This is a genomic window from Cribrihabitans marinus, assembly GCF_900109035.1.
Lineage (GTDB): Bacteria > Pseudomonadota > Alphaproteobacteria > Rhodobacterales > Rhodobacteraceae > Cribrihabitans > Cribrihabitans marinus.
The window spans coordinates 1-24,894 of sequence record NZ_FNYD01000018.1; the positions used below are offsets into that span (position 1 = coordinate 1).

The 24,894-nt window shown below is 60.8% G+C and carries 26 protein-coding genes and 2 pseudogenes; 12 read left to right on the plus strand and 16 right to left on the minus strand.

Annotated features, from left to right (window positions below; all coding sequences use genetic code 11):
- Nucleotides 1–126: 126 nt before the first annotated feature.
- The 10 genes from BMX57_RS20525 to BMX57_RS19485 all read right to left on the minus strand — a co-directional run bounded on the left by BMX57_RS20525 (nucleotide 127) and on the right by BMX57_RS19485 (nucleotide 10,311).
- Entirely contained in the window at nucleotides 127–429 is a 303-nt protein-coding gene (locus tag BMX57_RS20525) for a hypothetical protein (protein WP_177175509.1), read from the minus strand.
- A gap of 73 nt (nucleotides 430–502) precedes the next feature.
- On the minus strand, nucleotides 503–1,294 hold the full coding sequence (locus BMX57_RS19445; protein ID WP_092371359.1) for a TniQ family protein: 792 nt from the start codon (nucleotides 1,292–1,294) through the stop codon (nucleotides 503–505).
- Nucleotides 1,291–2,172: a TniB family NTP-binding protein gene (locus tag BMX57_RS19450; protein WP_038147410.1), complete on the minus strand. Its 882-nt coding sequence runs from the start codon at nucleotides 2,170–2,172 to the stop codon at nucleotides 1,291–1,293. The genes BMX57_RS19445 and BMX57_RS19450 overlap by 4 nt, the downstream gene beginning before the upstream one ends.
- A gap of 1 nt (nucleotide 2,173) precedes the next feature.
- Nucleotides 2,174–3,808, minus strand: coding sequence for a Mu transposase C-terminal domain-containing protein (locus BMX57_RS19455; RefSeq protein WP_143057964.1), 1,635 nt, complete (start codon nucleotides 3,806–3,808; stop codon nucleotides 2,174–2,176).
- Nucleotides 3,809–3,937: 129 nt separating this feature from the next.
- A complete protein-coding gene (locus tag BMX57_RS19460) occupies nucleotides 3,938–4,168 on the minus strand; it encodes an acyl-CoA dehydrogenase family protein (RefSeq protein WP_268236051.1) in 231 nt (76 codons plus the stop codon).
- Between the two features lie 76 nt (nucleotides 4,169–4,244).
- Nucleotides 4,245–7,325, minus strand: a complete 3,081-nt coding sequence (locus BMX57_RS19465; protein WP_088635664.1) for an efflux RND transporter permease subunit — start codon at nucleotides 7,323–7,325, stop codon at nucleotides 4,245–4,247.
- Nucleotides 7,326–7,358: 33 nt separating this feature from the next.
- A complete protein-coding gene (locus BMX57_RS19470; protein ID WP_229724297.1) occupies nucleotides 7,359–8,480 on the minus strand; it encodes an efflux RND transporter periplasmic adaptor subunit in 1,122 nt (373 codons plus the stop codon).
- Between the two features lie 13 nt (nucleotides 8,481–8,493).
- The gene (locus BMX57_RS19475; protein WP_224769550.1) at nucleotides 8,494–9,045 is read right to left on the minus strand and encodes a TetR/AcrR family transcriptional regulator; all 552 of its coding nucleotides are present in this window, start codon (nucleotides 9,043–9,045) and stop codon (nucleotides 8,494–8,496) included.
- A 72-nt stretch (nucleotides 9,046–9,117) separates the two neighbouring features.
- Nucleotides 9,118–9,720 (minus strand): TetR/AcrR family transcriptional regulator, encoded by a 603-nt coding sequence (locus BMX57_RS19480; protein WP_036540318.1) that lies wholly within the window; start codon nucleotides 9,718–9,720, stop codon nucleotides 9,118–9,120.
- Nucleotides 9,721–9,957: 237 nt separating this feature from the next.
- Complete coding sequence (locus BMX57_RS19485; protein ID WP_224556225.1) at nucleotides 9,958–10,311, minus strand: winged helix-turn-helix transcriptional regulator; 354 nt, start codon at nucleotides 10,309–10,311, stop codon at nucleotides 9,958–9,960.
- 132 nt (nucleotides 10,312–10,443) lie between these two features.
- On the opposite strand from BMX57_RS19485, the gene BMX57_RS19490 reads away from it, so the two are divergent.
- The 5 genes from BMX57_RS19490 (at nucleotide 10,444) to BMX57_RS19510 (ending at nucleotide 13,814) form a co-directional block, all read left to right on the plus strand.
- Nucleotides 10,444–10,851, plus strand: coding sequence for a DoxX family protein (locus BMX57_RS19490; RefSeq protein ID WP_157802081.1), 408 nt, complete (start codon nucleotides 10,444–10,446; stop codon nucleotides 10,849–10,851).
- A 63-nt stretch (nucleotides 10,852–10,914) separates the two neighbouring features.
- Nucleotides 10,915–11,730 carry a DODA-type extradiol aromatic ring-opening family dioxygenase gene (locus BMX57_RS19495; protein WP_037931959.1) on the plus strand — a complete coding sequence of 272 codons (816 nt, stop codon included), beginning with the start codon at nucleotides 10,915–10,917 and terminating at the stop codon, nucleotides 11,728–11,730.
- 8 nt (nucleotides 11,731–11,738) lie between these two features.
- Complete coding sequence (locus tag BMX57_RS19500) at nucleotides 11,739–12,236, plus strand: luciferase domain-containing protein (RefSeq protein ID WP_037931962.1); 498 nt, start codon at nucleotides 11,739–11,741, stop codon at nucleotides 12,234–12,236.
- Nucleotides 12,237–12,264: 28 nt separating this feature from the next.
- A complete protein-coding gene (locus BMX57_RS19505; protein WP_037931965.1) occupies nucleotides 12,265–13,161 on the plus strand; it encodes an SDR family oxidoreductase in 897 nt (298 codons plus the stop codon).
- A 20-nt stretch (nucleotides 13,162–13,181) separates the two neighbouring features.
- Entirely contained in the window at nucleotides 13,182–13,814 is a 633-nt protein-coding gene (locus BMX57_RS19510; RefSeq protein WP_027238702.1) for a glutathione S-transferase family protein, read from the plus strand.
- Nucleotides 13,815–13,915: 101 nt separating this feature from the next.
- On the opposite strand, the pseudogene BMX57_RS19515 reads toward BMX57_RS19510, so the two are convergent.
- A pseudogene (locus BMX57_RS19515) lies at nucleotides 13,916–14,329 on the minus strand (transposase family protein); the annotation flags it as partial.
- A 55-nt stretch (nucleotides 14,330–14,384) separates the two neighbouring features.
- Here BMX57_RS19515 and BMX57_RS21125 point away from each other — a divergent pair.
- Nucleotides 14,385–14,585 (plus strand): hypothetical protein, encoded by a 201-nt coding sequence (locus BMX57_RS21125; RefSeq protein WP_379575174.1) that lies wholly within the window; start codon nucleotides 14,385–14,387, stop codon nucleotides 14,583–14,585.
- 122 nt (nucleotides 14,586–14,707) lie between these two features.
- Here BMX57_RS21125 and BMX57_RS19525 read toward each other — a convergent pair whose 3' ends face one another.
- Nucleotides 14,708–15,775, minus strand: a complete 1,068-nt coding sequence (locus tag BMX57_RS19525) for a hypothetical protein (protein ID WP_092371363.1) — start codon at nucleotides 15,773–15,775, stop codon at nucleotides 14,708–14,710.
- A 226-nt stretch (nucleotides 15,776–16,001) separates the two neighbouring features.
- On the opposite strand from BMX57_RS19525, the gene BMX57_RS19530 reads away from it, so the two are divergent.
- Nucleotides 16,002–16,934, plus strand: coding sequence for a recombinase family protein (locus tag BMX57_RS19530; protein WP_092371366.1), 933 nt, complete (start codon nucleotides 16,002–16,004; stop codon nucleotides 16,932–16,934).
- Here BMX57_RS19530 and BMX57_RS19535 read toward each other — a convergent pair.
- Together BMX57_RS19535 and BMX57_RS19540 are read right to left on the minus strand one after the other, a co-directional pair.
- On the minus strand, nucleotides 16,904–17,299 hold the full coding sequence (locus BMX57_RS19535; RefSeq protein ID WP_092371369.1) for a PIN domain-containing protein: 396 nt from the start codon (nucleotides 17,297–17,299) through the stop codon (nucleotides 16,904–16,906). The two genes, BMX57_RS19530 and BMX57_RS19535, sit on opposite strands and share 31 nt — an antisense overlap.
- On the minus strand, nucleotides 17,289–17,516 hold the full coding sequence (locus tag BMX57_RS19540; protein WP_092371372.1) for an AbrB/MazE/SpoVT family DNA-binding domain-containing protein: 228 nt from the start codon (nucleotides 17,514–17,516) through the stop codon (nucleotides 17,289–17,291). Before BMX57_RS19540 ends, BMX57_RS19535 begins: the two co-directional genes overlap by 11 nt.
- Nucleotides 17,517–17,796: 280 nt before the next feature.
- Between BMX57_RS19540 and BMX57_RS19545 the strand changes: the two genes are divergently transcribed.
- Nucleotides 17,797–18,135 (plus strand): FCD domain-containing protein, encoded by a 339-nt coding sequence (locus BMX57_RS19545; protein ID WP_092371374.1) that lies wholly within the window; start codon nucleotides 17,797–17,799, stop codon nucleotides 18,133–18,135.
- A 39-nt stretch (nucleotides 18,136–18,174) separates the two neighbouring features.
- Here the strand turns inward: BMX57_RS19545 and BMX57_RS19550 are convergent, their stop codons facing one another.
- Nucleotides 18,175–19,434 carry a replication initiation protein gene (locus BMX57_RS19550; protein WP_092371377.1) on the minus strand — a complete coding sequence of 420 codons (1,260 nt, stop codon included), beginning with the start codon at nucleotides 19,432–19,434 and terminating at the stop codon, nucleotides 18,175–18,177.
- A 572-nt stretch (nucleotides 19,435–20,006) separates the two neighbouring features.
- Between BMX57_RS19550 and BMX57_RS19555 the strand changes: the two genes are divergently transcribed.
- Nucleotides 20,007–21,392: an AAA family ATPase gene (locus BMX57_RS19555; protein WP_092371380.1), complete on the plus strand. Its 1,386-nt coding sequence runs from the start codon at nucleotides 20,007–20,009 to the stop codon at nucleotides 21,390–21,392.
- On the plus strand, nucleotides 21,385–22,452 hold the full coding sequence (locus BMX57_RS19560) for a ParB/RepB/Spo0J family partition protein (protein WP_092371383.1): 1,068 nt from the start codon (nucleotides 21,385–21,387) through the stop codon (nucleotides 22,450–22,452). Before BMX57_RS19555 ends, BMX57_RS19560 begins: the two co-directional genes overlap by 8 nt.
- A 165-nt stretch (nucleotides 22,453–22,617) precedes the next feature.
- On the opposite strand, the gene BMX57_RS19565 is transcribed toward BMX57_RS19560, so the two are convergent.
- A complete protein-coding gene (locus tag BMX57_RS19565; protein ID WP_218142441.1) occupies nucleotides 22,618–22,863 on the minus strand; it encodes an ankyrin repeat domain-containing protein in 246 nt (81 codons plus the stop codon).
- A 20-nt stretch (nucleotides 22,864–22,883) separates the two neighbouring features.
- Between BMX57_RS19565 and BMX57_RS19570 the strand changes: the two are divergent.
- A pseudogene (locus tag BMX57_RS19570) lies at nucleotides 22,884–23,063 on the plus strand (SMC-Scp complex subunit ScpB); the annotation flags it as partial.
- Between the two features lie 334 nt (nucleotides 23,064–23,397).
- Nucleotides 23,398–24,684 (plus strand): Fic family protein, encoded by a 1,287-nt coding sequence (locus BMX57_RS19575; protein ID WP_092371386.1) that lies wholly within the window; start codon nucleotides 23,398–23,400, stop codon nucleotides 24,682–24,684.
- Nucleotides 24,685–24,894 lie beyond the last annotated feature (210 nt).

A 24,894-nucleotide genomic window follows, 5' to 3' on the forward strand; every position in this document is an offset into this window, starting at 1 on the left:
TAAGCCCTCGATAAACTGCCCCATGGAATGACTCCGCATTTCTCGCGGAAAGCATACCATCCCCCAGAAAACAATGGGAGTTTTCACACAGCCTCCGGACTTTGCTGCCAGCGCCGTTGTCTGCGATCATTCGTTCCCCGCGGAGTCCTGCATGATCGCCGCATGTTCGGGCACCAGGTAGCGCGGCACGATCCACAGATAGGCGACCATGCCGAAGAGCTCGACGAGCGACTGGAAGACGATGACCACGGCCGCCACGTTCCACTCCGGTCCGAGCGCCAGCACCAGCGGAAGTACGACGAAGGAGTTGCGGGTTCCGAGCGAGAAGATGACCGTTCGTCGCCCGCTAGTGGGCAATCCGGCCGCCCGCCCGGTCGCCGCACCGAGAAGTGCTGCGGCGACGAGGAAGGCGAGGTAAACGCCCGCCACCTGCGCCAGAACCGGCAGCTGTCGCGTTGCCCTTTAATCTGAGACGCGACGCGTTTGGCGACAATTTTTGCCCTTAATTGTGAGATACGGCTGTCAAGGGGCCCCTGTTTCTCGCGCACCTTTGCGCGATGTGATCAACCGCGGCAAGCAATCGAGGCTCCTTCTCGAAGGCGCGCAAGAGAGCAACCCTTGCATAGTCGTCGATGCTTTTGCTGACGATGGCTGCCTTAGCCAAGGGATGAGATCGAGCGGCGGCGATTGCGGCGAGGCAGAACAGCCTAACTTCCGATCTGGGGTTCTGGACAGCGAACGACGGATCCCCGCGGAAGGTTTTGAGTGACATGGCAAAGGTGACTGCGCGCATTGCGCGCCGAAGTTGCTTGGGGCCGCGCGAGCGCGCGGCGCACTCAAGCATCTCTGCCCCGCGGCGCGCTCGGTATATCAGTTTTCCAGATATTTGTTCCTCACGGAGTTTGCCAAGGGTCTGCACAAGTCTCGTCCCGCAAACTTGGCAGTCAAATGCCCAGGCCCGCCTCCAATGCCTGAGCGAAAGACCCTCTCTGGCGCATTGCATGCAATGCTGGAATGGCATCTGAGCCGTCAGCGAGGCTTCTCGTGGCGTCATTGCCGGAAAGGTCAAAGATCGAACAACATCTGGGTTAACCCGTGCGGCGTTGGCAATCTTCGCCGCCGCAGCCGCGTCGACGTTGAAGTCCAAGGCGGTGCCATGCGCGGTATCGATTCTGAGATGAGCCAGTAGTTCCGCATCATCACAGTAGTTGGCCGCCGCCAGCCGAGACAACCAACCTGACAACAACTCGTCTGGCAGCGGCGCGACAGTCTTGGGCAGCGGGTGCGGCTTCACACCCGGGACTTCTGGAGCCGCCGATGGGGGTTCGCATGGCGCGACCAAACCGGCGTCCATTTTGCGATTGCGTCATCGGTGATGCATTCCTCGCCTGTGATAATGGCGTCGATGGAAAGATCCTTGACCAGAGCGAAGATGCGCGAGGTCACCCCACCGGTCAGTGCCAAGACCTGCTTGAGAGATTTGACCTTCAGGTTGGACTTCTTTTCCAGTGGCATGGCAGCAATAAGGGTCTGGATCATGTCCGAGAACTCGGCATCGTCGCGCCAGTTTGGCAGATGATGTTCGTCCAGCCGTCGGGCAAGCTGGATATCACCGCGAATAGCATCGACGGCCTCGCTGACCCCAAGGCAGACCAGTGACACCTCGAGTTCATTGCTGAGATACCGCAGGACATTGAGAAATCGGCGCTGTTCGCGGTGGGTCCCGGCCAAGAGATTGTGGACCTCGTCGATCATGATCATCCGCAGGCCAAGGTCGCGTAAGAGCGCGATGACACGGACTTCGAGGGAAGCCACATTTTGAGCGCGGGCGCTAAGAGCCGTCGCCGGGGCGCCGACGGCGGCCAGGATGTGCAGGTAAAACCGCCGTTCATCAGGTGCGGGCGGCGCTTGCAACAGCAGAAGCGGTGTGCGGGTGATGCCCGACGCCGGATCGTATTCTGGTGCGTACTTGCGCGACAGGTTTCGGGCAATCATCGTCTTTCCGATCCCGGAGGCGCCATGCACAAGAAGCCCAGGCATACGGGTTTGTCGTGGCGCTTCGATCATGCCCTGCAAGCGGTCCAACACCTGTTCCGCCCGAGGAAAGCCGATCCAGATATCCGATTGAATGAGGGCGATCCGGCCGTCTTCTTCAGTTGTCCCTGCCCTCAATTCACCATCTCTCCACCTTGAACAATGGGCGCGATGTATCACCCGTATCGATCGGGCGCAGCCCTTCGGTTGTCGAGACGGCCGAGTTCGTGCCCTTCAATGTCCCTTTTCTTTCACGGGTTCTGCGTTCGGCCTTCGTCAGGCCCCGGCTTTCAGCTTCGATCTGGCGTTGCTGTCGGATCAGCTCAGCCAGCACCAGCTCATTAGACCCGGACTTGCCAAGGGCACGGGCCTTCCTCATCGCTTCGCGATATTCCCAGAGCGAGACGGGCGGAATTTCCAGGTTTCTGTACCGCGCCTCAACATACCGGCCATCGTCCAGTTCGACCCAGATCATTGAGATATCGCGAGGATCGTAGCGAACGACCACCTTTCCATCCCCGCGCCCAATGTGGCCTGCAAGGGCATCGGACCAGTACCTTATCTGGAACAGATGGATGCCGTCACGCCTGATCTTGCGCAGTTCACTCGGCAGGAAGCTCACCTGAAAGGCTTCCATCTCGAAGGGGATGTCGCCTGTCATTTGCTCTGAGAGCGCCTCCCATTTGGCAACGGGCGTGCAGCCAAGACTTGAATGAATGCTGTTGTTGTAACGGCAGATTTCCAGAGCAAACCAGCGATCGAATTCGCTCAACGTCATCGTGGCCTTGCTTTCGGCGTCATAGTCGCCCTTTGCCGCGATCGAGGATTGCGTTGTTCCCGGCAACAGGTGAACGGCCCCCATCATGGTGCCGATCAACCGTTCGATGTGACCACCGAAGTGAGGACTTGCTGGCGGTCGATAGACCAGATCGATCCCCCAATCCGCACAGGCCGACCGAAAGGCGCGCGACCGGAAATCGCGACCGTTATCGACGTGGATGCTGTGCGGTTTGCCCTGTGCCGGCCAAGGAACATCGCACGCCAATTCCGCAAGAAGTTCCTCCTTGAGGGCCACCGCCTGTGTCAGGCAAAGCGCCACTGACAGACGCGAAGGTGCCTCGAGAGAGGTGTAATATCCGGTCACCATCCGCGTTGCGACGTCGATCGCCAGCGTGACCCAAGGCCGCCCAATTGGTTTGCGTTCAAAGCCGTCGACAAGAATGATGTCCGCCGGTGTATGATCAATTTGGACGATCTCCAGTGGCATACTGGCCTTGTTCTCACCTGTGACCGGCGCAAATTTCTGGCGGGCCGCCTTTGCGCCCTCTCGTGCCTTCGCAACTTCGCGGGCATCCATCGCATCCAGACGACGCTGAACCGTTCGCCGTGTCGGCGGTTGCAAGCCCTCCTGCCAGCAAGCGCGGCGGATTTCTGTCACGACGCGCGACAAGCTCGAACGCTCCCGGCGCAAGAAATAGCGGCGAAGGTGCTCCTCGATTACCGCTTCGACTTTGCTGGATATTAACATCGTCCCGGTCGGGCGGCCCCGTTTCCGCGGAGCCAGAGCGCTGGTGCGCCCACCCTCTTCCGCCAACCGTTTTATCCAACGCCAGACCGTCGCCCTGCTGACACCAAGCTCCCAAACGGCGTCATTGATGCCACGTTCCAGGCTGCCAGTCCCATTGAGATATGCCTGAACAAGAGGGCGCAGCACCGCGGCCCTGCGCGCCTCTTCAGCACCAACAGCAACGCAGTCTTCGCCATCATCATTCATCGATATTTGCCGCAAATGTCTGTGAACCCTGTCTCAGGTTTAAGGGCAAAAATATCAGAATTAAAGGCAAAATCTCATATTTAAGGGCAAAGCTCAGCCGTTGATTTCGTTGGATTTCCCATCTCACAATTAAGGGCTACGCGACACCAGTTCGCCGCAATAGGCCTTGACCATCGAGACCTCTTGCACGCAATCGTGGCCCGCCGCGTCCAGACCTGCGGCATGATAGACCAGCTGCCGTCCCGCCGCGATCCTCGTCTGGCAGTCTGCCAGCCGCTGGCGCACCACCTGCTTGTCCCATAGGACACCGCACGAGGCGCCCTGGGATCGTCGGACTCCCGGAGCTTCGCGACGATCCACTCCGGTTTTGTTTTTTCTGGGCCATTCCGCTATCCTCAAATTGGCTCGAAATCCTATTTTAGGGAGGATCGTTGTGTCAGGCGGTCGCCGCTAGGCCGTCCGACTGTGCGTCCCGTTTCGGTGGCCGTATCCGGAACAGAAGCGCATAGAGCACCGGAACCGCGACGAGCGTCAGGACCGAAGCAAAGGCGAGGCCGCCCATGATCGTCACCGCCATCGAGGCAAAAAACGCATCGGGCAGAAGCGGAATCATGCCAAAGATCGTCGTGCCGGCGGCGAGCACCACAGGGCGAAGACGGCTGACTGAGCCGTCGATCACCGCCTTGTAATCGGGCACACCCTGTGCACGTAGAAAGTCGATCTCTTCGATGAGAACGATTGCGTTCTTCATCAACATTCCCGAAAGCGACAGGAAGCCGAGCAGGGCCGTAAATGTGAAGGGCAGACCGGTGAACAGCAACCCCAGGACCATGCCCGTCACGGACATTGGCACCACGAGCCACAGGATCAGCGGTTGGCGGACTTTGTTGAACATCAAAATCGAAATCGTCAACATGACCAGGAAGCCCAGGGGAAGCTGCTTGCCAAGCGACTCCTGAGCCATCTGCGCACTTTCGAATTCGCCGCCCCATTCCATTGCATAACCGTCGGGAAGCGGGATGGATTCGATCTCGGTGCGGACGCTTCGGAATGCCTCATCCGCGGTGAGATCGCTGCGGGCACCGCCGAGGGCGGCGATTGTCCGCTCTCGGTCGCGCCTGTGAATGAGTGCCTCGACAAGACGGGGATCGAACCTTTCGACAAGGTTGGCCATGGGTACATAGGACCCTGCCCCATCGGACCACACCGATAGGTCACGAAGGCGGTCAACTCCGTCGCGTTCGCTCTCGGGAAGCCGGAGATGGATCGGAATCAACACGTCGTCCTCGCGTAGGTCGCCAACGCGCAGTCCGGACGTTCCATAGCGGATGGTATCCGCGATCGCTCCGCGCGTTGCGCCAGCCAGCCGCATTCGTGCCTCATCGACGATGGGTTCGACGAGGATCTCACGCTGCCGCCAATTGGTGCGCGGATTGGTGATGGTTCCTGCCTCCTCGTAAATCCTCATCGCATCATCCGCGAGCTGGCGCAGGATGACCGGATCGGGTCCCGAAAAACGAACTGCAACATCGGCACCGGAGGGCGGTCCGAACACGATATCTTCGACACGGATCAGAGCGTGGGGGAATTCGGCGGGCAAGTCCTGGTTAAGTCTGCTCGCGATCGTCGCGATCGTTGCGGCGTCCGCAACCCGGACGATGAGTTGGCCATAGCTGGCATCCGCCTGCTCGGGGTTGTATGTCAGCATGAATCGGCTTGCCCCGCGCCCGACGAGGGCCGTTACCCCGGTTACGGCATCCTCATCCATGAGAATCCGCTCGAGCCGCTGCATCTCTTCGTCGGTCGTGTTGATATCGGTTCCCTGCGGCATCTGGAACTCAACGTAGAAAATCGGCGTGTTCGAGGCGGGGAAGAAGGCCTGCTTGACCTGTCCGAAAGCCATAACGGACCAAACGGTGATGCCAATGATCGTCAGAACAACCGGAATGCGGACGCGCAGCGCCATCCACAAAATCCCGCGATATGTCGCGTAGAACACGCCCTTGTAGGGATTATCCGAAATGTTTTTGGGGGCCTTGAGCAGCAGCTTGCCGAGATACGGCGTCACCGTGACTGCCAGGACCCAGCTTGTTAGCAGCGAGATGGCGATCACCGCGAAAAGCGAAAACAGAAACTCGCCCGTGGCGTCAGGCGACAGCCCGATACCGGAAAACGCCATGATCCCGATAACGGTCGCCCCCAGCAAGGGGATTGACGTGGCGCTTTCGGTCTCGGCAGCAGCGTCTTCCGCGCTTTTTCCTCGCGCCATGCCGATCACCATCCCTTCTGTGATGACGATGGCGTTGTCGACCAGCATCCCCATCGCGATGATCAGGGCGCCCAGGCTGATCCGCTCCATCTGTATCCCGAACACTGACATGAAGAACAGTGTGGAGAAAACGGTGAGCCCGAGGGTCGAGCCCACCACGAGGCCTGCGCGCCAACCCATGGTCAGCATCAGCGCACCGACCACGATCGCGACCGACTGTCCGAGGCTGACGAGAAAGCTTGAAACGGATTCGTCCACCACGACATGCTGCTCGTAGATCGGTATGATCTCGACACCTTCAGAAAGCCCCAACTTGAGCCGTTGAAGCCGTGCTGAAACCGCCTGACCGACTTCGACCACGTTTTGGTCCGTCAACGCGGAAACGCCAAAGGTAAATGCCGCCGTGCCGTTCTGCCGGATGATCTGGCTAGGCTGTTCGGCCGCCTCGCGGGTCACGCTGGCGATGTCGCTGACAGCGATCTGGCCGACATTTCCGGCCGTGCCCAGCCGCAGCTCCTCTATCCCTTCGGGGCTAATATAGCCCGGCGGAACCGATAGGCCGATCCGGGCAGGGCCCTCGGTGATCTCGCCGTTGGTGAACACCTGGTTTTCGTCTGCGAGAATGCCCAGGATCTGGGTCGGCGGAAGGCCCAGCATCTCGAGGCGTGCAGACGGGATCGAGATGGTGATTACCTCTTCGGAGAGGCCCTGAACCTCGACCTTGGCGACGCCATCGACAGTGACCAGTCCGAGCCGGAGCGTCGTGGCCAAATCCCTCTGCTCCGATGGGCTCAGACCTTCGGTCGTTACCGCATAGAACATGCCATAGACGTCGCCGAAATCGTCATTGATGATGGGCGGTCGCGCTCCTGCGGGAAGGTCCCCCTCCACGTCGCTGATGCGGCGGCGCATTTCGTCCCAAACCTGCGGGATCTCGTCCGGGCCATAGGTCATCTCGATCTCGACGGTGATCTGCGCCATGCCCGGCATCGACTTCGATTCCACCCGGTCGAGCTGCTTCATTTGCTGCAGCGCATTTTCGACGACGTCGGCGACCTCCTCTTCAACCTCCAGAGCCGTGGCGCCGGGATACGGCACGAAGATGAGCGCCGTTTTGAGCGTGAAGCTCGGGTCTTCAAGTCGACCGACCGTGTTCAGCCCCCAATAGCCGCCGAGGAGACAAAAGATGATGGTGAGCCAGACCGCCACAGGACGCTCGATGCTCGCTCGTGAGATGCTGAGTGCCATGGTTCTATTCTTGTCCTGTCAAAAAGAACGGGATCAGAGCCCCGAAACTGTCACGGTCTGATTGTCCCTGAGCCGCCACCAGCCGCCGGAAACAACCAATTCGTTGCCCTTCAGGCCATCCAGAACGACAATCTCATTGTTGATCGGAAGACCCAAACGGACCGCCCTGCGCGCGACCTGGCCGGACGTTTCTTCGTAGATCCAGATGGACGGTTCGGTTCGGCTCGTCGTATCCACCGCCGAAACCGGAACGATCACGGATTGCGGGCGATCTGCTTCTGCGGCAATGGAGATGCGCACATCCGCAGTCATCCCGGGCAGAAGACGCGGGTCGATATCACCCGTGATCGCAAATTCCACGTCGTAGGTCTGCGCCGTCCGGTCGGCATCGGTCGCAAACGAGCGAAGCACCAGAGGCGCGGTGTAACCCGGAACAGCCGGAAAAGTTGCAACGATCTCGAAGGCATCGGGTGCCGACCGCGCAATGGCCGCAAGTTCCTCTGGCAGGGAGATCACGAGCCGCATCTCGCTGACATCCTGTAGACGCGCGACAGGCGCGGCCGACGTGACGTTGACATATTCTTCAACGAAGGTGCGCGCCACAATCGCGTCGAATGGCGCGACGATTTTCGTTTGGGACAGGCGCCGCTCTGCCTCGCGGAGCGCGACTTCTGCCTGGACGAACTGCGCGCGGGCCGTGTCGAGGCGCGCGTCGGACGCCACGCCACGATCGGCGAGGTCCGAGGCGCGCGCGAGTTCGGAATTCGCCAGGTCGTAGGACGCCTGAGCCCGGTCGACGGCGAGTTCGAAATCGATTTGGTCGAGCTCCGCGATCACCTCGCCCTCGCGAATCGTGTCGCCGGGCTCAACCTCAAGGCGAATGATCTGCCCGGGTATCTGAAACGCAAGGTCCACCGTTCGAGCAGGTTCGACGCGGCCTGCAACGCTGCGAGACTGACTTACGACGCGATTGAGCGCACGGGTCACTTCGACCGTGACTGGTCGCTCCACGTTCGCTGCAGGCCTTGTATCGACTTCTGCCTCCAGGGTGTCCGTCGCGGTCTGGGCCAGCACATCGGTCAGGAACGGCGAAACAAACGGGACGGCAACGGCCGACACGGCCGCTACCGCAATAACAAAAACGATCCGCTTCAAACTTCGTGTCTCTCTATTCGAGTTCATTAATCATGGCCCTCAATTGCTCGATGACGCGTCCCCTGAGATCCGCGCCACCGTCGGGAAGGCCCAGAAGTTTCTGGAACCGAAGTCCCTGGATCGCTAGGACGACAACCATAGCACCCGGAGTGTCTTGTGTGTCGGACAGGATACGCTCAAGGTCGCCGGTCAGTTCAGCCCGTAGCGGATCGAGCAGCCGCGGATCTGACGCGGCAGCCGCGAGAATCGCCATCGAGAGGTCGTCATCGACGGCTCTGGCTTGCACGATTGCTTCCAGGTGCCCACGCAGGGTGCGGGATCTGCGATCTTCCGGGACTGATGCCAGGCGTTCGTGATGTTCTGCGAGCATCTCATCAAGCAGCCCGGCAAGAAGCGCTCTCTTGGTCGGAAAATTGTATAAGACCCCGCCTTTACTGAGATCGGCCTCACGCGCGACGGCGTCGATCGTAATCTTTCCCGCGCCCTCTCTGTGCGCAATTGCCCGCGCAGCGCCGAGGATCCTTGGTGACGCATTCTTTGCCTGCATTTTGGATTGTATGGTCATTATTCACTGTCCATTCGGCAATTTTATTGAGAGATTTGGAGCACTGCCCCGTTGTCGGAAAGCAAGGTCAGTTCAGAGCTCTACTCTATGTCCGCTCCCGTAGAGTCGCAGGAATGCAGTGACTGCATCGGCCGCATGCTTGTCCCGCTCGACTGTTCTTTGCACGGCCAGCAGGCGTGGCATCAACAGTCCAGAAACGCAAAGATGTATGAAGTGATCCGCAACACGCGGGGGGTTGTCGATCTCAAGCGCGCCTTCCCGGGAAAGGCGTTCCAGAACTTTACTGATGAGTTCGCGTGCCCGTTTCGGTCCGGCACGAAAATACACCTCCCCGACCTCGGGAAGCATCTCGGTGGCACCGATACACGTCCGCAGAAGGCGGATGTAGGTTTCGTCCAGAACGAGATCGATCATGCGCAGGGCAAGTTTTTCCAACTGGGCGCGCGGCTCGGGACCTGCGGACAAGGGCCGGAGGATCTCTTCCGCAAGCCGACCGCATTCGGATTCCACGACGCTCAGAAACAGCTGCTCCTTGGTCGGGAAATACGAATACATTGTTGCCTTCGACACTTTCCCTTCGGCGGCAATGGCATCGACGGTGGCGCCTTCATAACCGCACCGGAAGAAGACCTCCCGCGCGCCGAACAAAACCTCGGCCATTTTTCTCTCGCGCATCTCGCTCTTCCTGTCCTGTGCAGCATTGCGGGATTTCAAACTTGACTGTACCGTCTAGTCGGTACAGTAAATTGATTTTTATGTGGCGGCAAGCCGCAAACCTGGGCGGATCGTTCGGAGTGAGTGCCGCCTGTCAGGCATACCCAACGCGGCTTTCAATTCGTCATGAGCTTCGGGCCGTGCTCCGTTCGCGGTGCTTTCTGGCGCGGGATTATTCCGCGAACAGGACGGACGTCATCATTCCGCCGAGCGTGCCGTCCCGTCGAAAGCACCCTCCGCCTCCCAGCGGCGTGCAATGGATCCAAGGGTGTCCAGCACACCGCGCAGCTCCGCGCCGCGTTCAGTCAGCCCGTATGTGACAGCGGGCGGGATGGTCATGGCCTGCTCGCGCCAGACCACGCCGGCATGTTCCAGCATTCTCAGCCTCTCAGTCAGGACCCGGGTGGAAATTCCAGGCACCAGCCGTTTGGTCGCGCCGAAACGCTGTGGACCCTGTTCGGACAGAACCCAAAGGATATAAATCGTCCAAGGTCCCGTGATGACACGCAGCAGCGCCTCCATCGGGCAGGAAGCTGGTTGGACGCTTTTCATTGTGGATAGCCCTCGCAGCCCACGAAAGTAAGTTACTTTTAAGTGCCTACTTTAACTGATGAAGCAAGGCACCTAATGATACTATATGGAAAACGGCAGCCTAACAACCCGCCGAAAACCGGGAGAGCGGCAGTGAGTGACAACGTGGCAAAATATGTCTACTGGATCGCGACCGGCCTTGTGGCATTGGTCTATCTGGGTGCGGCGGCCTTCTACATCTCATCCCACGACATGGTCGCGGGCATGTATCGCGAGGTGTTGGGCTATCCCACATACATCATCTGGCCACTCGCAATTTTGAAGATCGTCGGTGCCGTTGTGATCCTCTGGCGCCCTTCGGCGGTGCTGGCAGATTGGGCCTATGCGGCAATGTTCTGGCATCTGGTGCTCGCCTTCGGGGCCCATGTGGGCGCAGGCGATCCGGGTTGGTCGCCGGCTCTGGCGACCTGGGTACTCCTGATCGTCTCGTGGCTGACCGCCAATCGCGTGCGTGCGGTCAAGTCGGCCTATGCACCGGCAGTTCCGGCAGCGCCAATCTGATCTGCTGCGGAGTTGCCACGGGGGTGCCCATAGCCTCGGACTTGGGTTTAAAAGGACGACAACATGACTGAAAAGCAGCCGACATTGTTTGTTCCCCATGGGGGTGGCCCCTGTTTCTTCATGGACTGGAACCCGCCTGACGCCTGGGATCGGCACCGCAAATTCCTTGAGGACTTGCCTGCGAGCCTGCCGGCAAGGCCCAAGGCGCTCCTCGTGATCTCGGGCCATTGGGAAGAGCGGGTCTTTACCTTGCAGACCAACCCCGCCCCGCCTCTGCTGTTCGACTATCAGGGATTTCCGCAGCATACCTATCAGCTAACCTGGCCCGCGCCGGGCGAGCCCGCGCTGGCGACCCGCGTACGCGCACTTTTAGAAGACGCGGGATTCCAAACCGGGGCCGATGCTGCGCGTGGCTTCGATCACGGGGTATTCGTTCCACTAAAGGTGGCTTTTCCTGAGGCCGACATCCCCACCGTCCAATTGAGCCTGCGCGACGATCTCGACCCCGAGGCGCATCTTGCCGTCGGTCGCGCGTTGGCGCCCTTGCGCGACGAAGGGGTGCTGATCATCGGATCCGGCAATACCTATCATAACATGGGCAAGATGATGCGGGCGATGAGGGGCGGACCGGACGGCCCGGTGAACGGCGGAGACTTTGACCGATGGCTCACGAGTGCGGTGACCCATGAAGACCCCGCAGTGCGCCATGCCATGCTGGCCGAGTGGGATCAGGCGCCCGGCGCACGCGATGCCAATCCGCGCGAGGAACATCTGATCCCGTTGCACGTCGTGGCCGGGGCTGCGCTTGCGGATCGGGGGGAGAAGACCCTCGAGGATCACGTGTTGGGCGCGGTCGAAAGCGCGTTCAGATTTGGATAGGACCAACCATGAGCTTCGAACTTCCCCCGCGGCAGGGCCCGCGCCCCGACACCACCGATTGCGCCCCGCATGAGCAGGTGTCGCAGAACTCCTCGGCAGAGATCCACGCATTTTTCAAGGAGAAGGCCTTCGCCCTGCCCTTCGTCGAGCGCTGCCGGTCGGGCATCTCGGTGCCCGGCGCCGAAGCACTGGTCTTGCCGGTGGCGCATGCCTGCGGCCCGCGTGAAGCCTTCATGATCGGACGCGAATTTGCCCATGTGCATCCCTCCTATGACGGTTCGTCGCACATGATGCTGCCGCTGGCGGCGGTCGATGAACTCATCGCCAAGGGATGGGGCGAACCGCACCCGATGGCGTCGGCCGGACACATCCCGGCAAATGCCGTCATGGCCTTTGCGCCGCGCGATGGGTCAGAGGTCGACGTCATGATCAAAATCCTGACAACGAGCTGGGACTTCGCCCGCGGCAAGCTGGCCAACCCCGCGCAGGTTCACATCCACGGCTGACTCTCTCTCAAAGAACAGGAATACGCCCATGGCAAGCTTTCAGAACGGACCATTTATCGTCACAGGCGCCTCCGGCCAGCTTGGACGCCAGGTAATCGATCAACTGATCGAGGCGGGCGCCGGTCCGATCATCGCGGTCACGCGCAACGCCGACAAACTCGCCGAGTTCAGGGACAAGGGGGTGGATGTTCGCCAAGGCGATTTCAACGCGCCCGAAACACTGGGTCCGGCCATCGCGGGCGGCAAGCGGATCCTGATCATCTCCACCGACGATCTGGAGCCGGGCAAACGGCTCGCGGCTCATTCCAATGCGATCACCGCCGCACGCGAGGCGGGTATCGACCACATCGTCTATACCTCGCTTGCCAGCCCGGTACCCGAAAGCCCCATCACTTTCAGCAAGGATCATCAGAACACCGAGAAGCTGATCGAGCAAAGCGGCGCCAGCTACACGATCCTTCGCAACAACCTTTACACGGATCTGTTGCTTATGAGCGGACCGCAGGCGATCGACATGGGGCAGCTCTTTGCCGCGGCAGGGGACGGACGGGCGAGTTACGTCACGCGCGCCGACTGCGCCCGCGCCGCCGCTGCCGCGCTGATGAATGCGACCGACCGCGAGGTCCTGGACATCACCGGGCCCGAATCCACCGGCCAGGCCGATATCGCGGCGCTTTTGTCGGACATCGCCGGCAAGGACATCCCCTACGTTCCGATGCCGGCCGAAGACATGGTGCAGGCGATGATCGCAAATGGCCTGCCCGAGTTCATGGCGCGTGTTTTCGTCTCTTTCGACCAGGCAATCGCCGAAGGCTACCTTGATGTGGCCAGCGACGATCTCAAGACGCTCACCGGCAAGTCCGGACAGTCGGTTACCGATTTCCTGACCGAAAACCGGGCGGTGCTTCTTCGGGCGCCGCAGTAACTATAGAGGCGGACAAAATCATGAAACTCTACAACGCGAATTTCTCGCCCAATGCGCTGCGTGTGCGGGCGGTGGCACACGAACTGGGCGTGGACCTCGAAATCGTCCAGGTCGACATCCGGGCCGGGGACAACCGCGCGGCGGAATTTCTCGCTCGCAATCCCAATGCAAAGGTGCCCGTTTTGGAGGACGGGAATTTCGTGCTTTGGGAATCCCGGGCAATTTGTGCCTATCTGGCGGGGCTTCGGCCCGAGGCGGGCCTCTATCCTGAGGGCCGCAAGGCGCGGTCCCTCGTCGATCAATGGACCTGGTGGCAAGCGATCCACCTTGGCCCGGCGATGCAGAAATTGTCCTTTGAGCTGTTTCTCAAAGAGAAATTCGGCATGGGCGATCCCGATCCGACTGTGGTCGAAGCGGAACGAAAAGCCACAGATCAGTTCCTTGCCGTTCTGGAAACCGGACTCGACGGCAAGGACTGGATCGCAGGCGCACTCAGCCTTGCCGACTTCTATCTTGCGACCACCTTCATGTATCGCGATCAAGCGGGGATTTTACTGGACCAGTACCCAGGAGTTGCGAGTTGGATCGACCGGCTAGAAGCGCGTGACAGCTGGCAAGAGGCTGTGGCACCCCTAAGGGCGCTTTTCCGCTGACGTCGTGATCCAGGGGGTAACATACCCCTGACGAGTGCCGAGGTTGACGATACGGTCGGCCGTTGTCATCGCTTTGATCTGATCGTGGGTCAGAAAGTCAACTGACCCAGCCTCCCGATCAGGTCATCCAGTTCGCGGATCATCCGCTCACCTGACAGTGAGCGATCCACCACAGTGGCCGCCAAGGCTTCGCGCGTGCAGTCATCCACGATGCACAACACACGGAACCTTTGGCCATTAGCAAAGGCATCGGACACGAAGTCCAACGACCAACGCTGATTGGCGCGATCCGGCACTAGGATGGGCCTGCGCGTACCCAGTGCGCGTTTGCGTGATCACCTGCGGCGCACGGCCAGCCCTTCCTCGCGATAGAGACGGAAAAGCTTCTAATGGTTCACTTCAAAACCCTCTCTGGCCAAAAGGATGCCCTAACTACGATATCCGAACCGGCGACGTTTATTCGCCAGTTCCCGCAGCCATTGGCGCAGGGCGTGGTCGCTCCGATCCTGATTCCGATATGACTGGGAGTTCCATAAGTCCTTGATCCAGGCCTGTGGGTCACAAAATCTGTTGTCGCTTCATGCAGTTCTTTACGAAAAATATCTGCGGTACCAGATGTTGGTTCTTACATACCGTGGGCAAGAAGCCGTGGAAGAACATCGAAAAAGGCCTAGTCCACATGCTTGCGGCCTTCTGACGTTCTGCGAACTTGGCTGGCATGACCCCGGGTCCGACGCGGATAGCGGACTTAACTCTTGCTGCGGGTCTTAGGCGCGCCGCTTTCGCCCGAGAAGTATTCGTCCCAGGTGCGCCCGAGTCATGCGCACTCTTGGCCAAGAGCCAACTTAACATATGCGTGCTTATGCGTGTTCTGGATCACCTTCGGGCCCTCTTCAGGTCGCTGCCTGCCACATCCGGAACCGCCCCTGCCCAGTCACTTCCCGGATGAGGCCTCGCGCTTCCATCCATGCGAGGTTGCGCTGAACCGCTGCCCGACTGGCACCGGTCAAGGTTTGGGCCATAGGAGCGGAAACGAGGGGCCATTCGGTCAGGGCCACAAGCAAGTTTGGCGGGGTTTTACCCGAGAGCGCCGCCGTCTCGGCTTCCGCCCGCGTTGCCCATGCTTCGAGATCGTCGAGATGTCGCATCGCGGTCAGGCAACCAGTTTCCATCTCATCCAGCCAGCGGGCCAATCTGTCGGCTGGACGGCCGGACGCACGTAAGCCCCCTGCCCCGCCCATGGCCAGCGGCGCAAAGACGGCTCCATTGCCGTCGCTGGCCGCGATCCTGCCAGCAGTCACAGCGGCCTCAATCCGGTCTCCATATTGGCCGAGGCCAGCCAGACTCCAGAGGTGAAACCCCATGCAAGCGCGCGTGATCGGGTGGAGGTCAACCGCAGCTGTCATCACGTCCAGCCAGCTCCCAGCACGCTCGTCAAAGCGCTCGGCATTATCCTCGAATTTCTCAGGATCACGCCGATCCAGGAAGGCCGCCAAATCTACCATTGGCTCCGGACCACCTGTCAGGCGTCGCACAGCCCATCCGGCCCGAGCCAGTGCTTCTGAGTCATCCTGGACTCCAGATAAACGCATGGATACCCAAAGCGCCAGCCGATCGGGGCTCACACGATCGCCTGCGAACCAGCTGAGATCCGCCGCCTCTATTAGAGCCAGTCTGTGCCGCCAGCCCTCCGGGCCGCGCAGCAACCGGTCATCCATAGCACCCAGGCGTCCAGCCACCTTTGCCAGCCGCGCAGTATGAGCACCCTCTGCCTTTTCCCAATCTTCGATGACCACGGTATCAGGCGGTTCCGCCCGTGGCCCAGGAGGCAGATCATCCGGTTCTTCCTCGGGTGGCCCAGGCAAAAACCAGAGATCCTCTTCGTGAGCCTCTTCATCCTCCTCGATTGTGATGAGGGGGTCATCGAAATCATCAGTCAATGCAGACGGTTGTGGCTTCATATGTGCAAAATACTATTTTTTTGCACATTACCCAAGTGATTTTGTGACGGTTGCCGCCGCTCATTATATAGAATGCGCGCGCGACTGCCGGTGGAACCTCTCAGATCGCGGTCAGCGCTAGGAAACCAAGGGACCATGGACGAACACAACGTGAGAGCACTTTCTTGCATTCATTTACAAACGGTCGTTTATTAGCGGTATCCTAAATTGCAAACGGCCCGTTTTCATGTCCCTGATCGGCTATGCGCGCGTCTCCACAGAGGATCAGACCCCCCTGCCCCAGTCGCAGGCCCTCAAATCTGCGGGCTGCGCAGAAATCCATGAAGAGCACGCCTCCGGCGGCAATCGCGCCCGGCCGGTGCTGGCACGCGTGCTGGAGCGCGTGGACCACGGCGACACGCTGGTCGTCGTGCGCATCGACCGTCTGGCGCGGTCTCTGTCGCACTTGCTGGAGGTGATCGAACGTCTGGAGGCCAAGGGCGCCTTCTTCCGTTCGATCCAGGATCCGATCGACACCGCCAGTCCGCAGGGCAAGTTCACGCTGCAGGTGCTGGGCGCCGCGGCCGAGTTCGAACGCGCGCTGATCCGCGAACGCACCAAGGCCGGGCTTGCCTCCGCGCGCTCAAAGGGTCGTGTCGGCGGCAACCCCGGGCTTCGCGCCAAGGATCCGGCGGCGCTGCGCAAGGTGCGGCTGGCGCGACAGGACGGTTACATGGAGCGCCTGAACGAGACCGCTCAGGACTGGGTGCCGCATGTGCGCCGTCTGCGCCCCGATATGGCCTGGGAAGACGTGCTGCGGATCATCAATGGCCCCCTGCCCCATGACCGGCGCTGGACCCAAGGCCGCCTGCTGCGCGCCGTGAAAGCCTATGTGCGCGACGGGTTTCTGCCCGCCGAGGTGCTGGGCCGCGCCGGACGCCGTGACACCGACGACCGCCTGCCGGCGATCGTCGCTGCTATCAAGGGCGCGGATCCCGACATCACGCTGCAGGCGATCTGCGACCGGCTGGAATCCATGCGTGAGCGCACACCTCGGGGACGTACAAGCTGGCAGCCGTCTTCCGTGAAGATGTTGCTGGAACGGGCCGAGAGGCTTGGGTTGTTGGAAAACAGACCAGCCACGACGTTTCAGGAGAAAGGATTGACGACGCGCAACTGATCTTCCACCAGCAGTCCGTCGTGCATGTCCTCGCTCCACAATGTCGTGCACCCCGCGATCAGTGCGGCAGACACGATCATCGCGTCATAGACCGAGAGCTGGTACTTTTCCGACAAGGCGCGGCCCACCTGATGGGTTTGGACCGTCAGGTCCTCGACCGCGCACAAGGACTGGATGCCGGCGAGAAAACCTCCGGTGTCCTCCCAGCTGAGCCCCGCCTTCCTACGACAATTGACAAGCGCCTCGTTCAGGACCTGGACACTGATCCGAGGCCCTTGCCGCAGGATTTCCTCGGCACGGTCCGCCTTGGGACTGTCGTCAAGCAAGTAGAGAATGACATTCGTGTCTGCGAACTCAGCGCTCATGTGCGGCGTCGCGGCTCAGGCGCGCGTCTTTGGGCAGTTTGCCCCGGAAGCGCCGCAGTCCTCGCAGGACTTCATCTGCCCGAGGCTGGCGCCGGACAAGCACGGTCCCATCGTCCTTTACCAGGTCGATCCGGTCGCCCTCTCTCAGGCCGAGTTCGCGCACAAGATCCGCGGGCAGACGGACCGCCAGGGAATTCCCCCATTTGGCAACTTGCATCTTGCTCTCCCCAAGCGTGGATATACAATGCTTAATGTATATCCAGAACGATCGACAGGCAAGGACAATGCGCCCAATTTGGTCCTCTCATCGCCTGCGAACCTGGCATTGACCAGACTCGAATGTGGAACAGGGAGAGCCGTCTGCATCGGCCCATCGACTTGGGGTTCGCCGCAGGGGGTGGAGAAAGTCTGGGGATTTGGATTGTTGGCCTCTTAAACTCTGCTGTGTTTGCAGGAGGGTTGGAGCGCGACACAGATTTCAGGAAGCAGCGCGGCTTATGAATTCGCTCACACCCTGTGCCCGACAGAATAATACGACGATCCGCGACCGGCTTGCCTCCGTCGCCGAAGGTCTGGAAGACAGCCCGATCATGGCCCGGTTCGTCCGCGAACTGATTGCCCGATTATCCCTGATCATCGCGGTTTACGAGGCCACCGCGCCGGACGAATGCGAGATGCACGAACAGCGCGACCTGTCTGACCTGGTGCTGGCGGGCGATGCCGACGCGGCCGCCGCGCTGATGGACCGCCACCTGGCCGGCATCGAACAGCGCCTGATCCTTGAGCCCAATGAAAGCCGCCAGACCGAACTGAAGGCCAGCTTGGGACTTAGCTGACTACCAGACCGGATAGAGTGGCAATCGCCGCGCGAGGCGTCATTCCTGGAACGCGTCGGGCTCCAGCTCTTCCCAGAAGGCGAAGATGGCTGCGGCGTTCAGGCCCGACCGCCAGCCATGCGCGCGGAAATTTTCGCGCTCCAGCTCACCCTCCAGCCCGGCCATGAAAAGGCGCTTGTCGGTGTCGCGTTGGGTGGGGTTTCGCCGCGAAACCAGGGCCTCGACGATTTCGAACTTGCGCGCCCGCTCAGCACGCTCGGCAGCGCGGGTCGCAAATTCACGATCCTCACGGGCCTTCTCGGCCGCGCGCGCCTCGGCGGCGGCCAGCGCCTCAGGGCTGGGCTCGGGCGGCTCGGGGCGGTCGGGCGGCCGGTAGTCCTCGCGGATCGCTGCCGACAGGTAGCCCACGGATGATTTCACGTCCCCCTGCCCCGCCATGTAGTCCAGCTTCTGCTGCACGTAGTCTTCGCCATGCTCGGCGATCCATTGCCGCGCCAGCCGGTCCGACACCCCCTGCCCGCGCAGCGCCTTGTAGACGCCCAGGTTACGCACGCCCTCGCTGTCGTCGATCTGGAACATCGCCATCTGCGGGTTCTCGCGGATCAGAAAGCGGATGTCGGTGACCGCCCTGCCCTTCTTGCGGAACTCTGGCTCGATCACGATGTCCGAGTTCTTGTTCACTTCGGCCACTGCCGGCTTGATGATCTTGGCGTTGAGATGCTTGAAGCTTTCGTAATAGCTCGACCCGTCGACGCCCATCAGCTTGCGGAACACCTCGATGGACCACCAGCCGGTCGAGCCGGTGCGCACGAAGCGATAGCAGTTTTCGTAAAGCGCAAGCCCGTGACCCGAGCTGAAATTGCGCTGGATATGGACGTTGATCAGCGCATAGATCTTGGGGTCGTGCAGCTTCTGCGCCAGCGCCGGCGAATAGGCGTATTCGCAGATCCCGTCCTTGAGCCGCGCAAAGCTGAGCAGGGAGGACACCCCCCATTCCTGCCGTCCCTGTTCGTCCAGCATGTCCCATTCGGCCAGTGTTTCGGCAAGTGCCCGCAGGCTGGCGCGCAGGGTGGCCAGATCGTTCGAGTTGTATCCCACCATCATCGCCAGCGTACGCGCGTCGATCGTGTGCGTGGCGGCCGAGGTCAGCGCATCATAGGCGTTCAGCAGGAGCACGTTGGACAGCTTGCGCTGCAACAGTGTCAGCTTGCCGCTGATATGGATGGCCGCAACGTTCTTCTTGACCGTTTCCCGCCGCAACGCACCGGTCAGCCGGTCCATGTCGATCTGCTCGGGCATCTGCTCTTGCCTCAGTTCTTTTTCAATCTTGTGCCATGAAAGGTACCCAACTATCAATCCTCTTTGGGTTCCCCAGCGCGGATCAAGCGCATCCCGTAGATGGGTACCTGAGAGCCGAAAAGAGTGGCGATTTCGCGACGTAGTTGGCAGCCAGCGACCCCAAACCGGACCAAAATCAGAGCCTAGGGGGCAAAATCAGGCTCTAATGAACCGGCCAAACAAACGCCTGCGAATCGGTTCCTTCGCACCTGCAGACGGGTGCCTATGATCCCGGAATCGGGTACCCTTGATCCCGGAATCGGGTGCCCCCGGTCCCGGAATCGGGTGCCGATTCAAGTATAGAGCTCTGTTATATAATGATTTTCCGGACCAAAAGAGTCTAAAGACTCCAAAGAAAAGAAACCCTTTGTTGTGGTGATTTGCTGTCAATCAAGGCAGGTTTCGCCGCGAAACCTCGGCTTCAGGGCACCCGTTGACGGGGAACCGCGGCAAAGACGCTGGCCAGAATTCACCATGTTCGCTACTCTGCGCAATATACGCCGGAAAGGCGAACATGTTGTGAGGCATCGACAGTGAACAAACCCCCTACCCCTATTCTGCCGCCTTATCTGAATCTCGACCCCAAGGCCGCCGCGGCAAAGTTGCCCGATCCTATCGGAACCACCCGATTCGCCAAGGCTGCGGCCTTCTGCGCCAAGGGACGCGAGGATCTGGCCCGCCGCGGCTATGCCCCCGATGGCGAGAAGCGGCTGCGCAAGTTCTCGACCTGGGAGGTCACGCGCTACCTGATTCCGGTAGCGCCGGCGCATCTCCGACGGGTGCTGAAATCGAACCCGGACCTGCCCCAGGGCGAGGGCGATGGCGGGTCGAAATGGTTCACCCTGGAAGAGGTGCTGACCCTGCGCCAGCATTTCGCCAGTGAAGGGGTCAGCACCAAGGAATACCTGCCTTACCGGCCCGAGGGTCTGCCGGCCAAGATCGTCGCCGTCGCCAACTTCAAGGGCGGTGTCGGCAAGACCTCGACCGCGGCGCATCTGGCCATGTCGGCGGCGCTGGACGGCTACAAGGTGCTGGTGGTGGATCTGGACAGCCAGGGTTCGATGACCTCGATCCTGGGCGGCAAGGTGGTCGATGAATGGCAGACGGTGTTTCCTCTGATCGCCAAGGATTACGCCAAGGCGGTTCGGGCCGAGAACGCGGTGCGGACCGCCGCAGGCCAGCCGGAAATCCCGATGGACGAGACCTTGACCGAGGCGCTGGAGGTTTCGCCGCGAAACCTCATCCAGAACACCCACTGGCCCAATATCGACCTGATCGGTGCGCAGTTGAACCTGTACTGGGCCGAGTTCCAGATCCCTGTCTGGCGCATGGCGCTGCGGTCCTGGCCGCTTTGGGACGGGCTGGGGAACTTTCTGGCCGACGAGGGCGTGCTGGACGAGTATGACGTCATCTTCCTCGATACGCCCCCTGCCCTCGGTTACCTGACCATAAACGCGCTGTCGGCAGCCGATATCCTGTTGGTGCCGCTGGGTGCGTCCTTCCTGGAGTTCGATTCCACAGGGCGGTTCTTCGACATGCTCTATTCCACCTTCGCCAGCATCGAGGAAGGCGAGAACGCGGCGCAACGCGCGGCGGGGTTACCCGAGATTAACTTCGAATGGGATGTAGTGCGGGCGATCATCACCCGGTTCGACGCCAGCCAGCAGACTGACATGGCAAACGTTATCCAGGCCTATTTCGGGGATTTCATGAATGCCCACAGACAGGATTACACGGCGCTGGTGGGCCAGGCCGGCGAGCAGGTGAACGGCATCTACGAGGCCGATTACCGCGAGTTCAACCGCGACACCTATGTGCGCGGGCGCGAGACTTTTGACCGCACCTATGCCGAGTTCAAGCAGCTTCTGATCGGCTGCTGGTGGCGCGACGCCGCCATGAGAGGAGAGCAGGATGGCTAAACGCAAGAGACTGACCGCCCCGGATGCGGCCGAGCTGCAGGAGCTGGAGGCAGGTTTCGCGGCGAAACCCGGGATGGGTCCGCTGGAGACCAAGTCCATGGCCCCGCCGATTGCCCAGGTCGCCGGCGAGGCGGCAACACTGTCGGGCATGGCCAATGTCACCGACCGGGTGGCGCTGGCCAGGGATCAGGGTGATGCCGTCCGCTGGCGAGAGGCCAGCGCGGCCGGGCTGGTGGCGCAAGAGATCGCGCTGGACGAGATCGACACTAGCTTTCTGCGCCGCGACCGGCTGGTCGAGGATGAAGAGGCGATGGCGGAACTGGTTGCCTCACTGCGCAATGGCGGCCAGCGCACCCCGATCGAGGTGGTGAGGCTGGAGGACGGCTACGGCCTGATCTCGGGCTTTCGCCGGGTGCAGGCGTTCCGGCGGTTGGCGGCGCAGGATCCGCAGTTCGCCCGGATCGCCGCATTCGTGCGCGACGCGGGTGCAGGGCAGGGCGCCTACCTTGCGATGGTCGAGGAAAACGAGCTGCGCGCCAACCTGACCCACTACGAGCGCGGGCGCATCGCGGTTCTGGCGGCCGGGCAGGGGGTGTTCCCCTCGGTCGAGGCGGCGGTGGATGCGCTGTTTTCTACCGCGTCCAAGGCCAAGCGGTCCAAGGTCCGCAGTTTCGCCGCGGTCCACGAGGGGCTGGGCGATCTGCTGCGTTTTCCGACGGCACTGACCGAAAAGGCCGGTTTGCGGTTGGCCGCGGCCTTGCGCGAGGGCGCCCAGGCCCGGCTGCGCGAGGCGCTGGACGGTGCCGGGGCTGAGGATGCACGGGCCGAATGGCAGGCGTTGGAGCGGGCACTGAAGGAAGACCCGCCCACCGACCGCGACCCGGCGCGTGGCGGCAGACCTCAGCACGTAGAGCGGATCTCCGAGCGGGTCTATGCCAGCGGGCTGGCCGCCAGCGCCGAGGTCGCCCCGAACGAGATTCGGCTGACCTTGAAGGGCCGTAATCTCGACGCCGAGACGGCAAGCCGGCTGATGGATCTCCTGGCGCGAGAACTGGGGTAGGTTTCGCGGCGAAACCTCAAGGTCGGGCGGCCTGGCGGGGCGGCGCCTGCTTATATCTTTTAGAATCAATGTGATAGGAACTACCCCGGCTGATTTCGAGGTCTTGGGCGCTGACGAGATGCCGAACCGCCAATAGCATCGGCCGTTGCTCCGTCGCCGCGGGGCTCACCGGTTGCCAGCGTCCCGGATGATCGCGACAATATCGGAATAGCCGCGTGCGCCGGTATGCGCAAGCGGGGTCACGCCGTCGCGATCCGCAATGCTCACCTCGGCCCCGGCCTCGACCAGCGCGCGAACGGTGGCGATGTGATCCGGGCCACCATCGCCGAGGATCACCGCCTCGATCAGCGCCGTCCAGCCCAGGTTGTTGACATGATCGAGCGGGGCGCCGCCAGCGATCAAACGACCCACTACGTCATGATGACCGAGATGCGCGCGAGTTGATCGGGACCGGGTCGCGGTCACCTCGGCGGGGAGCGCCTTACACCTTCGTGACCACCGAGCAGTTCCTCGTCGCTTTTGGCTTGGAAAGTCTGCGCGATCTTCCCGATCGAGAGCAGCTGGAGGATGCGGGGGTTGTGGGCGGAGCACCACAACTAGACTTCGGGTAACCAGTTGCCGATGTCGTTGGGCTTTATGGCGCTGAGAAAGCTTTATTTTTTGACCTTCAGTTTCGAATCTTGTCGGTCTCCGTTGCCAATGCTGAACGCGAAGGCCGCCGTTTTGTTTTTCGGATTATCGTTTCATGCGCTGTGCAACGATTGATCTGCGGACCCAGAAATACCCATAATTTCAACGCGATAATCGTTTCACCCTCTTGATGATGGCCGCTTCCGCTTCCTGCCGCCTGTATCGTTGCAAAATCAGTGAAACGAAAACTTGCACCGAGGAAAAATATAGGTGTATCAATGCTCTAATCGTTTCAAACTTGCGAGATATCGTTTCATGGCCTTGTCGGATCAAGACATTCTCGACTTTGTAGGTGAGAACCCAGGCGCCGGACGCGATGCCATCCGGAAGGGCGTTGCAAGGGATGTGAGCGAAACCACCATATGGCGTCTCTTGCGGCGCATGGTGGAGGAAGGTCGTCTCGAAGTATCCGGCAAGGGCAGGGCGACGGGATACAGGATTGCCGGGGGAGCGGTCGTCCGGGCGCATTTGTCAACGCCGTACAACAGGCGAGCGCCCGTGTCCTATCGACCGGAACTTCTGGACGCATACGTCCCGGGAAAGACCTGGTATCTGTCCGCATCAGACCGCGAAAGACTACTGGAGGCTGGCCGTCCGCAAGGAGGCGCAATTCCGGCCGGAACATACGCGCGCCGGATCCTTGAACAGCTTCTGGTCGATCTCAGCTGGGCGTCGTCCAGGATGGAGGGGAACACCTACGATATTCTGCAGACCGAGCGATTGATCAGGTTTGGCGAGGAAGCTGCGGGAAAGGATCGGAAAGAAGCCCTGATGATCCTCAACCATAAGGAAGCCATCCAGTATGTGGTCGACAATCTCGACGAGATCGGGCTTCGGCGACCTGATCTGTTCGCGATTCATGCGCTGCTCTCGGATGGTCTTCTGGCGGACCCTGCGATGTCGGGCCGATTGCGAGCGATGCCGGTCGGGATCTCGCACTCGAGCTATCGACCGCTCGACGATGCGGTCACGATCGCGGAGGAGTTCGACATCCTGCTGCACAAGGCTGCGCAGATCACCGATCCGTTCGAGCAGTCCTTCTTTCTCCTCGTTCACATCCCGTATCTCCAGGCCTTTGCCGACGTCAACAAGCGGACCTCGCGCGTGGCCTCGAACATCCCACTTCTGAAGTCGGACATTGCGCCGATGTCGTTCACGACGATGGACGACAGCGATTATATCAACGGGCTCATCGGTGTCTATGAATTGAACAACGTCGCGCTGCTGCGCGAGGTTTACATAGACGCGTACCTGGCGTCCGCCGAAAAGTACCGAATTCTCCGCGCTGAGGTGGAGAGCCCGGAAAAAGCTGCTCTTGCCTATCGGGAATTTGTTCGCGCCGCGGTCCGGCGTTGCGTTCTCGAGTTCAAGGAGTTCCGAACCGATGCGGTTGAAGAGATGGCTTTGGCGGCGGGCGTACCCGATGCCGATCGAGCGGACGTTGTCGCTTATGTCCGCGAGCAGATCGCGGGTCTCCATGAAGGCAACGTAATCCGCTACCGGTTGAAACCAGGTGACCTGGAAGGAGTGAACCTGCGCTAGATCGCCGATCGAGCCAGACCGTCAAAGTATGTGTGAGACGGAAGAAGGTCGAAGCATCGCAAGCGCATTCAATCATTGCGATAGTCGTTGCAATGATGGGCATCCAAAATAAACTGTAAGCGCCTCGGCGATCCCCTACGCGGCGCGGCTTGACGCGGCCGCAAAGTTCCAGGGCATGAGATCGTCGATGCGGCTTCTGGGATGACCGTC

Coding starts and splice junctions, on each gene's coding strand:
- BMX57_RS19455 (WP_143057964.1), bottom strand. CDS start 3,808: ATGAATGATGATGGCGAAGACTGCGTTGCTGTTGGTGCTGAAGAGGCG.
- BMX57_RS19465 (WP_088635664.1), bottom strand. CDS start 7,325: ATGGCACTCAGCATCTCACGAGCGAGCATCGAGCGTCCTGTGGCGGTC.
- BMX57_RS19475 (WP_224769550.1), bottom strand. CDS start 9,045: ATGACCATACAATCCAAAATGCAGGCAAAGAATGCGTCACCAAGGATC.
- BMX57_RS19480 (WP_036540318.1), bottom strand. CDS start 9,720: ATGCGCGAGAGAAAAATGGCCGAGGTTTTGTTCGGCGCGCGGGAGGTC.
- BMX57_RS19485 (WP_224556225.1), bottom strand. CDS start 10,311: ATGAAAAGCGTCCAACCAGCTTCCTGCCCGATGGAGGCGCTGCTGCGT.
- BMX57_RS19495 (WP_037931959.1), top strand. CDS start 10,915: ATGACTGAAAAGCAGCCGACATTGTTTGTTCCCCATGGGGGTGGCCCC.
- BMX57_RS19500 (WP_037931962.1), top strand. CDS start 11,739: ATGAGCTTCGAACTTCCCCCGCGGCAGGGCCCGCGCCCCGACACCACC.
- BMX57_RS19505 (WP_037931965.1), top strand. CDS start 12,265: ATGGCAAGCTTTCAGAACGGACCATTTATCGTCACAGGCGCCTCCGGC.
- BMX57_RS19510 (WP_027238702.1), top strand. CDS start 13,182: ATGAAACTCTACAACGCGAATTTCTCGCCCAATGCGCTGCGTGTGCGG.
- BMX57_RS19525 (WP_092371363.1), bottom strand. CDS start 15,775: ATGAAGCCACAACCGTCTGCATTGACTGATGATTTCGATGACCCCCTC.
- BMX57_RS19530 (WP_092371366.1), top strand. CDS start 16,002: ATGTCCCTGATCGGCTATGCGCGCGTCTCCACAGAGGATCAGACCCCC.
- BMX57_RS19535 (WP_092371369.1), bottom strand. CDS start 17,299: ATGAGCGCTGAGTTCGCAGACACGAATGTCATTCTCTACTTGCTTGAC.
- BMX57_RS19540 (WP_092371372.1), bottom strand. CDS start 17,516: ATGCAAGTTGCCAAATGGGGGAATTCCCTGGCGGTCCGTCTGCCCGCG.
- BMX57_RS19545 (WP_092371374.1), top strand. CDS start 17,797: ATGAATTCGCTCACACCCTGTGCCCGACAGAATAATACGACGATCCGC.
- BMX57_RS19550 (WP_092371377.1), bottom strand. CDS start 19,434: ATGCCCGAGCAGATCGACATGGACCGGCTGACCGGTGCGTTGCGGCGG.
- BMX57_RS19560 (WP_092371383.1), top strand. CDS start 21,385: ATGGCTAAACGCAAGAGACTGACCGCCCCGGATGCGGCCGAGCTGCAG.
- BMX57_RS19575 (WP_092371386.1), top strand. CDS start 23,398: ATGGCCTTGTCGGATCAAGACATTCTCGACTTTGTAGGTGAGAACCCA.